The organism is Streptomyces sp. NPDC056231 (assembly GCF_048270745.1).
Lineage (GTDB): Bacteria > Actinomycetota > Actinomycetes > Streptomycetales > Streptomycetaceae > Streptomyces.
Map to the genome: position 1 here is coordinate 257,032 of NZ_JBLVKW010000002.1, position 12,121 is coordinate 269,152.

Genomic DNA, 12,121 nt, shown 5'->3' on the forward strand with positions numbered 1-12,121 from the left:
GCGGAAACGGGCGCGGGCCCCGACCGTCATGGTCGGGGCCCGTCCGTGCATGCTCCCCTGCCAGGATTCGAACCCGGACAAATGGCACCAAAAGCCACTGTGCTGCCGTTACACCACAGGGGACAGCGAAGCCGATCGACTGGACAGACCGTCAGGTCGTCGACCGGGCAGACAACACTATGCCGTACCACCGGCCTTCGACGCGACGGGTGAGTGCGCCCGGCGAGGCGCGCTGTGATCCGCGTAGCCCCAAAATGAGGTGCGCCCGCCCGTAGGCTGGATGCCATGACCGCAACGGGGGCATACCGGGAAGGCGCAGGAACAACTACTCGCGGCTATGGGTGGTGGGAACGGCGGCGCAGTGTCGCCCTGGATGTGGGGCTGGCGCTCCTGTCGGCGCTGGAATGCGCACTGGAAGGTGTGGCGTTCGCGGGAGACACCGGGCTGCCGGTGCCCGTCGGGGTGGTGTTCGGCCTGCTCGCCGGGGCCGTTCTGGTGGTGCGGCGGCGCTGGCCGATCGCCGTGGTGCTGGTCGCGATCGCGACGACGCCTGCCGAGATGGGCTTCCTGATGGGCCTGGTCGGCCTCTACACGCTGGCCGCGTCCGACGTACCGCGCCGGATCATCGTGGTGCTGATGGGAATGTCGCTGGCCGGGACGTTCATCGTCACGTACGTACGGCTGCGGCAGAGCGTCTCCCTGCAGTCCGGGGACTTCGGGCCGGGCGACTGGTATGTACCGCTGACGTCCCTCTTCATGTCGCTGGGCCTCACGGCTCCGCCCGTGCTGTTCGGCCTCTACATAGGGGCGCGGCGCCGGCTGATGGAGAGTCTGCGGGAGCGGGCGGACTCACTGGAACGGGAACTGTCGCTGCTCGCCGACCGGGCCGAGGAGCGGGCGGAATGGGCGCGCACGGAGGAGCGGACCCGGATCGCGCGCGAGATGCACGACGTGGTCGCGCACCGGGTCAGCCTGATGGTGGTGCATGCGGCCGCCCTGCAGGCCGTCGCTCCGAAGGACCCGGCGAAGGCGGTACGGAACGCGGCGCTGGTCGGCGACATGGGCCGGCAGGCCCTGACCGAACTGCGGGAGATGCTCGGCGTTCTGCGGACGGGGGATCCGGCGGTGCCCCGGGGCGCGAAGGTTCCGCTCGCCGCGGTGGGCGTGGCGGCAGCCGCCGCTGCGGCCGCCGCCACGGAGGACGGGCCGCGGCTGCACGAGGTGGAGACGCTGGTCGGGCAGTCACGGGCGGCCGGGATGACGGTGGAGCTGTCGGTGGACGGCGAGGCGTGCGCGTACGCCCCCGAGGTGGAACAGACGGCGTACCGGGTGGTGCAGGAGGCCCTGACGAACGTCCACAAGCACGCGGCGGGCGCGAAGACGTGGGTGCGGCTGGCGCACCGGGGCTCGGAAGTCGCGATGCAGGTGGAGAACGGCCCGTCGGACGGCGCCGCGACGGACGCGGGGCTGCCGAGCGGCGGCAACGGCCTGGTGGGGATGCGGGAGCGGGTGCTGGGCCTGGGCGGCGTATTCGTCTCGGGCCCGACGGACGCGGGGGGCTTCCGGGTGTCGGCGGTACTCCCGGCCCGCGGGGCCGTGTAACCCGCCTGCGGTCCCGCCCCGTCCGGCGATGAGGACGCGGCGCTCACCCCGTGAGGGGTGCGGGCTGCGCAGGCCGGTTTGTCGAGCCCGTCCGGCGATTGGGGTCGGTGCGTTCCCGCCGTCACGGGTGCGGGCCGAGAGGGCCGGCAGGTGAAGCCCGCCCGGCGATCGAGGACGGAGCGGTCCCCGGACGCCCCCGCCCCGCCCCGGAACCCGCTCAGCCCGACGTCAGACGCTCCGGCTGGAACCCGCCGATCAGCGTCGCCAGGGCCTGGTCGATGTCCGCGCCCAGGAACCAGTCCCCGGTGTGGTCGATGCTGTACACCCGCCCCTCGGCGTCGATCGCGAGGACCGCCTGCCCGTCCCCCTCCTCGCCCAGCGGGCTGACCTCGGTCTGCAGCGCCCGCCCGAGGTCACCGAGGGTGCGGGCCAGGTGCAGTCCGCTCAGCGGGTCGATCCGCACCGACGCCGGTGCGATCTGCCGGCCCGGCGCGGGCGCCGTGATGTGCAGGCCGCCGAACTCCGCCCAGGCCTCCACCGCCGCCGGGAACACGGCGTGCTGGTGTCCGGCCGGCGATGTGTGGGCGCGCAGCGCGTCCGCCCACTCCTCCGCCTGCCGGATGTCCCAGCGTCCCGGCTGCCAGCCCGCGGTCCGCAGGGCGGCGTCGACGGCGACGGGAAAGCGGGTGGCGGAGGCGCGGTCCGCACGGGTCCCGCGGTCGCTCTGCTGGGGAAGGTCGGTTCGGTCGTGCATCGGCGCGCGATCAGCCCTTCTCGGCGGTGGTCACCGCGCTGGTGGTGGTGAGGTCGACGGGACGGACGCCGAAGTGGGCGAGCATCGCCGTGCAGGAGCGGCACGGTGGTGCGTAACTGCCGTGCATCGGGTCGCCGTCCTCGCGGATCCGACGCGCGGTGAGCCGCGAGTGCTTCAGTGCGCGCCGCGCCTCCCCGCTGGTCAGCGGCTTGCGCTGGGCCCGCTTGGACCGGCTGGTCTCCGCGGCGGTGAGCTGCCGCGAGAGCAGGATCGCTTCGGGGCAGCGGCCGGTGAAGCGTTCGCGCTGCCCGCTGGTGAGCGTGTCGAGGAAGTCCTGGACCAGTGGGTGCAGTACGGGCGGCTGGTCGCCCTTGCCCGCCGTGCAGGTCAGCGTCTCGCCGCGGACGGCCAGCGCTGCGGCCACGGCCGGCAGGATGCCGTCGCGGCGCTGGTGGAGACGAGGTGTGCTGTGCGTTCCGGTGCTGCTCCAGTTGAGGCGCGGATCCCCGGATGTGACTGATCGTGCTGTGTGCATGGTGCGAATGTCCCTCCCGTGCAATCCCCCCGAGTTGCGGTGACAGCCTGCCAAATGTGCCAGTCGGTGGGGAAGCTGGGTCGGTGAAACGTGTCTGCGTGTCGCGGACAGTGGCCTGACCGACGCTCGTCCGTCACTGAGCTGTGACGGTTCGTGACCGAGGGGGAGGGGATGGCGGAAGTGAACGGGAAGGGAAGCGGAGGGGTGAGACCCCCTGTTGCGCCACCGCATAGGCTGTGGCCGGACCGTCCCCATGGGCAGGTCGGTCCTCACCAGACAGACGCAGCAGGGGGCTACCGCCATGACGACAGGTCGGCTCGGGCAGCAAGCCGCGCCACCGAACGCGGCCTATGCCGGGCAGGTCGTGCACTTCCCGGATCCGGTCCGGGCGTCCCGCCACCCCAGAGGTGTGCGCGTGGACGAGAACGGCTGCCCGGTATTCGCGCCGTACGCACGCGCCGCCGCCGAGATCGCCGAGCCTCCGCAGGGTTTCGGTGTCGATGAGCTGCGGCTCACCGACTACGTCTCGGCCAACGCGGCGCTGGCGGCGAGCGGCCACGAACTGTGGGACACGATTCCGGCGGTCGCCACCCCGCACGGCTGGACCTGGCACCACGTGGCGGGCGGCCGGCGGATGGAGCTCGTCCCGGTCGAGGTCAAGGCACTGCTCCGGCACCACGGTGGTCTCGCGACCACCTCGGTCGACCAGAACAAGCGGGGCACGCGTCCGCTGCAGGAGACCCGGCCCGCGCACTTCCGGCTTCCGAAGGGCGCGGTCGCGGTCAGTGAGCAGCAGATCCAGGGCGTCGAGGAAGATCTCGGCTACCGGCTGCCGGGCGCGTACCGCTCGTTCCTGAAGGCGGCCGGCGGCTCGGCCCCGGTCGGTGCGGCGCTCGACGCGGAGCTCGGTCTCCTGGTCGATCAGCCGTTCTTCACGGTGCGTGACGAGGCCGCGGTGAACGACCTGGTGTACGTCAACAAGTGTCTGCGTGACCACCTCACCAAGGACTACCTGGGCGTCGGCTTCGTCCAGGGCGGCCTGCTCGCGGTGAAGGTCCGGGGCAACGGCGCCGGCTCGGTCTGGTTCTGCGCGTACGACGATGCCCGGGACCAGGACGGCTGGAGCGTGCAGGAGCGCGTGGACCGCCTGCTGCTGCCCTGTGGTGCGGACTTCGACGCCTTCCTGCAGCGGCTGGCGGGCAACCCGCCGGAGCTGGAGACCGTGGCGAACCTGATGGTGGACGGCGGCTTCGCGCGGGCCGTCCCGGTGGAGGGGTGAGCGCAATGGTGACCTTTGCGCAGGCGCAGGAGCGCGCGGACGAGTGGGTCAATGCAGACGTGCCCGCGTACCAGCACCGCGAGGTGCGGGTCCGCGAGTTCGAGCTGGGCTTCGTGGTGTGGGCCGAGGACCGCGCGGATGGCCCTGCCTCGGACGGCGGCCGGCAGCGGCTGGTGATCGCCCGCGACAGCGGTGAGGCGACGCTCTGGCCCGGACTGCCGGTGGGCGAGGTGATCCGGCGGTACGAGGAGGAGTACGGCACGGTCGCCGCGGCCCCGGCCCCGGTGCCGTCGGCGCGCGTCGACCTGAATCAGACGTCATTCCTGCTGAGCCCGCCGGAGTGGCTCCAGGAAGCGGCGGACAAGCTCGGGATACCGGACCGGCGGGCGGAGAGCGACGGGAACCCTCCCCCCGCGCCTTCCTCTTCTTCCGCGCCCTCCGTGCCTCCGGCTCCTTCTGTTCCCGCGCAGGCGGCCCCTTCCGCGACGCCGTCCGGTGAGCAGCCCTGGCAGGGCGCCGGTGCGCAGGAAGAGCATGAGCCCACCGCCCCCGACGGCGTTCCGGCCTCCTCGCCGAGCGTGGCCACCGGGGCCACCCCGTGGGCCGGGACCGACACCAACGCGGACTCCGACGACGGGGCGGTCGCGCTGCCGGCCACCGTGTTCGCGCCGCCGCTCTCGGGCGCCGATGACGACGGCACCCCGCCGCCGGTGGTCTCCGCGGAAGCGCCGACCGCGCTGATGTCAGGCGGCAGCCGGCTGCCCAAGACAGCGATCGCCTCCAGCCTGAACCCGCCGGGTCCGGGTGCCCCCCTCCCGGGTGCCCCCCTCCCGGGTGCCCCCCTCCCGGGTGCCCCCGTGCCGGGTGCCCCCGGGAGCGGTGACATCGCCGATGCCACCACCAGTAAGGCCACGGTGCCGCCGCGCGGTGCGCGCGTCAGCGGGTCGGCTACTCCGCCGCCGCCCGGTGCCCCCGGCACGCCGGGTGCCAGGCCGGGTGCGCCCGTGCCGCCGCCCTCGGGTCCTGGCGCGCCCGGTGCCCCGGCGGGCGGGTATCTGCCGACGCAGCTCGTCTCGCCGGTCGGCCCGCCCGGTGCACCTCAGCCTCCCGGTCCTCCCGGTCCTCCCGGACAGCCCGCGCCTCCTGGACCTCCCGGACCTCCCGGTTCGACGCCGCCGCCCGGTGGCGGCTTCGACCACGCCGCGACCATGCTCGCCGAGCCGGGCATGGGTGGCCCGAGCGCGCCCAGGCCCCCTGGCCCGCCCGGCGCCCCGCAGCCTCCCGGCCCGCCCGGACCTCCCGGGTCGACTCCGCCCCCGCCCGGTGGCGGAGTGCATCAGGCAGCGACGATGCTCGCCGAGCCGGGCATGGGTGGCCCGAGCGCGCCCAGGCCCCCCGGCCCGCCCGGCGCCCCGCAGCCTCCCGCCCCGCCCGGACCTCCCGGGTCGACTCCGCCGCCGCCCGGTGGTGGCGCGCACCATGCCGCCACGATGCTCGCGGGACCTGCCCAGGTCGGCCCGCCTGGCCCGCCCGGGGCCCCCGGCATGCCGCCGGGGGGCGCGCCCGGTCCCGTGCCGCCGAATCCGCACACCCCGCCGCCCCCGGCGTACGGCTATCCGCAGACGCCGACGGGTCAGCCGACCGTCGGCCCCGGCTACCAGGCCGTACTGCGCTTCCGCGCGCCCGACGGCAGCGAGCAGCAGCTGATCCGCCGCTCGGCGCCCGGCACCCCGCACCCCGAGTGGCAGATGCTGCACGAGCTGCGGGCCATGAACGTGCCACCGCAGGAGGTCATCGAGCTCCACACCGAGCTGGAGTCCTGCGAGCTGCCGGGTGGCTACTGTGCGCGGATGATCCGGGAGACCTGGCCGCAGGTGCGGATCACCAGCGTCGCCCCGTACGGCACCGATCACGCCAGCCGCCAGCAGGGCATGCAGCATCTGCTCACTCATCAGGGGGAGCTGCACCAGGTCGCGGACGGTCCGGCGCGCCCGGCGCCGGTGCGGGCCCCGCTGCCGCAGATGCCGCCCGCGATGCCGATCCCGCCGGAGGCCGTCGCGGAGGAGCTGATGCAGGCCTTCGGGCCGCAGGGCGTGCTCCGTTTCGACCAGCGCGCGGTGTCCCGCCAGGGCGTGCCGGAGATCGTGGCGCGGACGCTGGTGTGGGCGGGCCTGCCCGCCGACTTCGGGCCGTTCTACTGGGCGCAGCCGGGTCAGCCGGTGGTGCCGACGCTGGCCGAGCTGGCCGCGCAGCGGCAGGTGCAGCCGGCCACCGACGCAGGGTCGTACCTGGTCGTGGGGTCCGACTTCGGGCGGGCGATCTGTGTCCAGTACGGCACGGCGAACATCGTGGCCGTGCCGGTGGAGGCGGGTCCCGGCGGGCAGCCGGTGCCGCCGCAGTTCGTGAACACCGGCCTGCCGGAGTTCACGCGCTCGATGGCGCTCCTCGGCCGGATGTGGCGGCTCCGCTTCGGCCTCAACCCGGAGCAGGCGGGCCGCTGGACGGTCGACTTCCAGGCACAGCTGGTGGCACTGGACCCGGCGGCGCTCGCGTCGCCGGAGAGCTGGTGGTCGGTGCTGCTGGAGCAGATGTGGGACGGCCTGATCTGACCTGATCCGACCCGACCTGCCTAGCACGAGGCGCCCGGACCCCCGCCAGGGGATCCGGGCGCCTTGTTGCATGTGACACCTGTCGCTTCCCTCCGGGAAACCATCGGATGGATTCGGACTTCTCTGCCAATTGCCGCATCCTTGGCGTATTGCTTGGTGGTCGGAGAGTCGGAGAGAGGCTTCAAGGATGAGTGCTGCACCGGTGTCCGCGCACGGCTTCGTCGTGGTGCGAGGACGTGGCTACCGCCCGCAGCAGGTGGACGGAAGAGTGGCCGATCTGTCGGCGGAGCGGGACGAGGCGTTGGAGCGGGTGTCCCGGCTGACCGCGCTGGCGGAGGAGCTGGAGGCCGAGTCGGCACGGCTGGCCGAGGTCGTCGCCACGCTCGCCCCGCAGACGTACGCCTCGCTCGGCGAGCGGGCCCAGGAGATCCTGGCGCTGGCCGACGCGGAGGCGCAGGCCGTACGCAGCACCGCGCAGGAGAATGGGCAGGCGCTGCGGGACGCGGCGGACGCGGTGGCCCGCAAGCTCCGCGACGCCGCCCGCGCGGACTCCGACGCCCTCCGGTCGTCAGCCGCGGCCCACGCCGACGAGACGGTGGCCGCGGCGCAGCACAGCGCCGACTCCCTGCTCGCCGCTGCCCGCGCGGAAGCCGAAGAGGAGCGCGATCAGGCGGAGGCCGCGATGGCGGAGACCCGCCGCCGCACCGCGAGCGTGCTGGCCGGCCAGGACAAAGAGCACACCGAGCGCTGGAAGACCGCCGAACGTGAACTGGCGGATGCCGAAGCAGCCCAGGCCGCACGGCACGACGAGCTGATCGACCGGGCGGAGGCCCGGCTGGCCGAGGCGCGCCGGGCCCTGGCAGAGACCGAGGAGGCGGCGCGGCACGGCCAGGAGGACGCCGACGCGCAGGCCGCCGCGCTGATCACGGCGGCCAGGGTGCGCGACGAGCGGGTGGTCCGGGAGACCGAGCGGATCCTGCGGGAGCACGAGGAGGGCCGCGAGGAGGTGCAGGCGCACATGGCGCACGTACGCAATTCGCTCGCGGCGCTCACCGGGCGTGTGGCGCCCGCGGGGAACTGATCCGCAGGCCTCCGGAGGCGGTTCGGCCTGCCTGTCCTTGGCGGCGGGTCGGGCCCGGCCGATGGCGGCGGTGTTCAGCGGCGGGAGGCCGGCGGCGCGCCCGCGAGGATCCACGGCTCCTCCCCCTCGTACCGTCGGCGCGCCGCGGCGGAGGTCTGCCGGGGCAGCACCGTGCCCAGCCAGCCCGCCAGGAATCCGGCCGGGATCGAGACGAGGCCGGTCGTGGTGAACGGGAACCAGTTGAAGTCGTGTTCGGGGAAGACCGAACCGGGCGATCCCGACACCAGATTCGTGCCGGTGATCAGCACGAGGACCGCGACGGTGCCGCCGATGAGGGTGCAGAGCAGCCCGGTACGGGTGAAGCGCCGCCAGAACATGCTGTAGACGAGCGCCGGGGACAGCGCCGACGCCCCGATGCAGAAGGAGAGCGTCACCAGCGCCTGGAGATTCCAGTGACGGGCCGCCACGGCGAGGACGATGGCGAGCAGCCCGACGCCGGCCGCCGCGGCCTGCGCGGCGCCCATCTCGGTCCGGTCCGCGACCGGCTGCCTGCTCCCGTCGCGCATCCCGTGCACGAACAGGTCGTGGGCCAGCGAGTTCGCACAGGCCAGGATCATTCCGGCGACCGAGGCGAGCAGGGTCAGGAAGATCGCCGTCGTCATCGCCGTGAGCACCAGTGCGCCGATCTTCCCGCTGCCCGCGAGTACACCGCTGACCTGGAGCACCGAACTGTTGCCCTGTGCCCCGGCGGCGACGATGAGGTCGTGGCCGACCAACGCGGCCGCACCGAAACCGATCACGGTGAGCAGCAGAGAGATCCCGACGACCACGGAGACCGCCCAGGACATCGAGCGGCGGACGGCCCGCGCGCTGCGGGCGCCCGTCATCCGCATGGTGACGTGCGGCAGTGCGGCGACGCCGAGCACGAGAGTCAGTTCGGAGCTGACCATGTCGAGGCCGCTGCCGCCGAACTGGAGCCCCGACTGCAGATAGGCGGCCCCGGCCCCGCTGCCCCGCTGGGCGGCCGCGAGCAGCGCGGCGACGGACCAGTCGAAGTGGTTCATGACCAGTGCGGAGATGGTGAGACAGGCGACGACGAGAAAGACCGTCTTGATGATCTGGATCAGGGCGGTCCCCTTCATCCCGCCGATCGCCGCGTAACTGATCATCATGATCCCGAGCGCGATGATCGAACCGGTGCGGAAGCCGGAACTGTCGAATCCCAGGATGAAGGCCATCAGATCGCCGCTGCTGGCGAGTTGGACGACCATCAGTGGCAGAAGGGCGGCGAGGGTGACGCCGCAGGAGGTGATCCGGATCGCGCGGCCGGGGGCGCGGCGGGCGAACACGTCGCCCATGGTGAACCGGCCGGCGTTGCGCAGCGGTTCGGCGAGCAGGAACATCAGAAGGACGAGCGAGAGCGAGGTGCTCAGGCCGACCACGAGCCCGTCGTAGCCGGTGAGGGCGACGAGTCCGCTGGCGCCGAAGACGGTTGCCGCGGAGAGGTAGTCCCCCGCGATGGCGAGGCCGTTGCGGACGGGGGAGAGCGAGTGGTAGCCGGTGTAGAACTCGGCGAGGTCGTCGTGGTCGGGGCCGGTCATCACGCAGAGCAGCAGAGTGACGGAGGCGACCGCGATGAACGCCACGAGGGACATCGCCTGCGCTGACTCGTCGATCCAGTTCATCGGGCCGCTCCTGTCCTTCGCAGTGCGGCGGCGAGCGGGTCGACCGTGCGCCGTGCGGTCCGCTCGTAGAGGGCGATCGCGAGCAGGGTCACCGGAAGCTGGCAGAGCCCGAGTGCCAGGCCGACGTTGAGTCCGCCGCCGACCGGACGGGACATCAGCCCGGGGGCGAAGCCGGACAGCACCAGGAAGAGCGTGAAGTAGCCGAGTGCGGTCAGGGTCGCGACCCGCCGCAGCACCCGGTACGCGGTGCGCAGCCGGCGCAGATCGCTGTGCCGCCCGGGAGCGGGCAGGGGCGTGCGGATCGGTGTCGGACGGCGTGGCGGGGGCGCCGGCGGCGAACTCTGCCAGGGGAGAAGGAGATCGGGGTCGTACGGGGGGCGGCGCGACGGTTCGACGTGCGGGGGCTCGTACGACATCTGAGTCGCTCCTTGCATGGCTCGGGTCCCGGGGCGGACTGCAAGGGGGAGCGCGTGAGCGCTGCTGGGAGCGGGAACACTACTCGCGGGTAGGGCGGTAGGGCAGTGGTTGGCCTGAACTTCACTCTGTGAAAATGAAGTTGGCTAATTCTGTGATGCTTCGGTGTTGCTTCCGGGCCTGGTTGCGGAACCGGTTCCGGCGTCCTCGGTGAGGACCGGGAAGCGGCGCGGTGCCACGAAGACCAGTACCAGCAGCGCCGCTGTCGCGGCCACCGCGGCCCCGACGTACACCTGGTCGACAGCGGCGTCGACGGTCCGCCGCAGATAGTCCGTCGCGGCGGCTGAGAGCGCGCCCGGGTCGTCCAGTGCGTGGGAGATCGTGTCCAGGTCGCCCGGCAGCCCGGGGACGGGCGCGTCGGCGAGCCGGGAGGCGAGGACCCCGTTGGCGACGGCGCCGAAGAGCGCGGCGCCCAGACTCTGGCCGACCTGGCGGCAGAACAGCACGGAAGCCGTCGTCGTACCGCGTTCGGACCAGCCGACCGTCGACTGGACCCCGATGATCAGCGGCAGTTGGAACAGTCCCAGTGCCGCGCCCAGCAGCAGTGTGATCAAGGCCGGCTGCCAGGGCTTGCCGGGGTACGGCAGCAGCGGGAACGAGAGCAGGATCAACAGGGCACAGCCCATGCCGATGATCGCGGTGCGGCGGAATCCGATGCGGTTGTAGACCCGGTTGGAGAGGGCCGCCGAAACCGGCCAGCTCAGCGTCATCACGGAGAGCACGAAACCGGCGGCTATCGGGCCGAGGCCGAGCACCGACTGGGCGTACGTCGGCAGGAAGACCGTCGGTGCGACCATCAGCAGCCCCAGCGCGCCCAGGGCCAGGTTGACCGAGGCGATGGTCCGCCGGCGCCACACCCAGCCCGGGATGATCGGGTCGGCGGCGCGCCGCTCGATGACGACGGTCAGCACGGCGAGGACCGCGCTCGCGGCCAGCAGGCCGAGCGACGGAGTGGAGAGCCAGGGCCAGGCGACCCCGCCCTGGACGAGCGCGGTCAGCAGCAGGGCGCCGGTCGCGAAGACGGCGAGCGCGCCTGCCCAGTCGATCCGCGGCCGGGGCGTACCGGCGCCGCGGGCGCCGGGCGGCTCGTGGAGGTGGCGCACGATCAGCCAGAGCGCGAGCGCCCCGACCGGCAGATTGATCAGGAAGATCCACCGCCAGTCGGCGTACCCGGCGAGCAGCCCGCCGATCACCGGTCCGGCGACGGCGGACGTGGCCCAGACGGTGGACAACTTGGCCTGGATCCGGGGGCGTTCCTTGAGCGGATAGAGATCGGCGGCGATCGTCTGCACCGTGCCCTGCAGCGCCCCGCCGCCGAGTCCCTGGACGACCCGGAAGGCGATGAGCGCGGCCATGTTCCATGCGGCGGCGCAGAGGGCCGAGCCGGCCAGGAAGAGGATGATGCCGGCGATCAGCACCGGTTTGCGGCCGAACGTGTCGGAGAGCTTCCCGTAGACCGGCAGAGTGACGGTGGCGGCCAGCAGATAGCCGGAGAAGAGCCAGGAGAAGACCGCGAAGCCGCCGAGATCACCGACGATCTGCGGGACAGCGGTGGAGACGACGGTGCCGTCGATGGCCGCCAGCGCCATGCCGAGCATCAGCGCGGCCACGACGGGGCCGCGGCCCCGGGGCGCGGACGGGGAGCGGACGGGGCCCACTCCGGACCCCGATTTCGCTTCGGTGCCGCCGTCCGAGCCGCTCATAAAGATCCCTTCCCCATGCACCTATCTTCCGGTGACACTGTCTCACCCGTTGCCGGGAAGGGCCTCGGGACCGGTCCGTGGCCCACCCGGGGGCGGAGCCCCTGAGATCCGGCTCCACCCGGGGGCTGAGACCCCTAGGGGTAGCTCCTTACTTGTGTCCAGGGGCGGTTCCTCCCGCCGGAGGACGTGAGGCCGGGGGCTCGTTCCTTAGCGTGTTCTTACAGCGCGAATGCGGGTGACCGCAGGGGGCGGGGTGGGGAAAACCCCACCGCAAGACTGCGCTGGGCACCAGCGCGCCGGACCACGTCCGGACGTGAGACTGAGGCCGGCTGGTCTTCAGTACGAACACAGCGCCGTCCGTTCCGCGGGCGGCCCACTCGCAACGACGTCCTGGCCCAG

Annotated in this window: 9 protein-coding genes and 1 tRNA gene; 4 read left to right on the forward strand and 6 right to left on the reverse strand. The window is 72.9% G+C overall.

Going from position 1 to position 12,121, the window contains the following annotated elements; translation table 11 throughout:
• Positions 1-52: 52 nt before the first annotated feature.
• Positions 53-123, reverse strand: a tRNA-Gln gene (locus ACNPQM_RS03175).
• A gap of 162 nt (positions 124-285) precedes the next feature.
• On the opposite strand from ACNPQM_RS03175, the gene ACNPQM_RS03180 reads away from it, so the two are divergent.
• On the forward strand, positions 286-1,602 hold the full coding sequence (locus ACNPQM_RS03180) for a sensor histidine kinase (RefSeq protein ID WP_418082767.1): 1,317 nt from the start codon (positions 286-288) through the stop codon (positions 1,600-1,602).
• Between the two features lie 217 nt (positions 1,603-1,819).
• Here ACNPQM_RS03180 and ACNPQM_RS03185 read toward each other — a convergent pair whose 3' ends face one another.
• Entirely contained in the window at positions 1,820-2,356 is a 537-nt protein-coding gene (locus tag ACNPQM_RS03185; protein ID WP_358857548.1) for an SUKH-3 domain-containing protein, read from the reverse strand.
• A 10-nt stretch (positions 2,357-2,366) separates the two neighbouring features.
• Positions 2,367-2,891, reverse strand: coding sequence for a YwqJ-related putative deaminase (locus tag ACNPQM_RS03190; protein ID WP_418082768.1), 525 nt, complete (start codon positions 2,889-2,891; stop codon positions 2,367-2,369).
• 301 nt (positions 2,892-3,192) lie between these two features.
• On the opposite strand from ACNPQM_RS03190, the gene ACNPQM_RS03195 reads away from it, so the two are divergent.
• The 3 genes from ACNPQM_RS03195 to ACNPQM_RS03205 all read left to right on the forward strand — a co-directional run bounded on the left by ACNPQM_RS03195 (position 3,193) and on the right by ACNPQM_RS03205 (position 7,860).
• The gene (locus ACNPQM_RS03195) at positions 3,193-4,170 is read left to right on the forward strand and encodes an SMI1/KNR4 family protein (RefSeq protein WP_358857546.1); all 978 of its coding nucleotides are present in this window, start codon (positions 3,193-3,195) and stop codon (positions 4,168-4,170) included.
• Between the two features lie 5 nt (positions 4,171-4,175).
• Positions 4,176-6,779, forward strand: a complete 2,604-nt coding sequence (locus ACNPQM_RS03200; RefSeq protein WP_418082769.1) for an SUKH-4 family immunity protein — start codon at positions 4,176-4,178, stop codon at positions 6,777-6,779.
• 187 nt (positions 6,780-6,966) lie between these two features.
• On the forward strand, positions 6,967-7,860 hold the full coding sequence (locus ACNPQM_RS03205) for a cellulose-binding protein (protein ID WP_418082770.1): 894 nt from the start codon (positions 6,967-6,969) through the stop codon (positions 7,858-7,860).
• A 74-nt stretch (positions 7,861-7,934) separates the two neighbouring features.
• On the opposite strand, the gene ACNPQM_RS03210 is transcribed toward ACNPQM_RS03205, so the two are convergent.
• The 3 genes from ACNPQM_RS03210 to ACNPQM_RS03220 all read right to left on the reverse strand — a co-directional run bounded on the left by ACNPQM_RS03210 (position 7,935) and on the right by ACNPQM_RS03220 (position 11,722).
• Entirely contained in the window at positions 7,935-9,545 is a 1,611-nt protein-coding gene (locus tag ACNPQM_RS03210; protein WP_418082771.1) for a cation acetate symporter, read from the reverse strand.
• Positions 9,542-9,961: a DUF485 domain-containing protein gene (locus ACNPQM_RS03215; RefSeq protein ID WP_418082772.1), complete on the reverse strand. Its 420-nt coding sequence runs from the start codon at positions 9,959-9,961 to the stop codon at positions 9,542-9,544. The genes ACNPQM_RS03210 and ACNPQM_RS03215 overlap by 4 nt, the downstream gene beginning before the upstream one ends.
• Positions 9,962-10,105: 144 nt before the next feature.
• Positions 10,106-11,722, reverse strand: coding sequence for an MFS transporter (locus ACNPQM_RS03220; protein WP_418082773.1), 1,617 nt, complete (start codon positions 11,720-11,722; stop codon positions 10,106-10,108).
• Between the last annotated feature and the right edge of the window lie 399 nt (positions 11,723-12,121).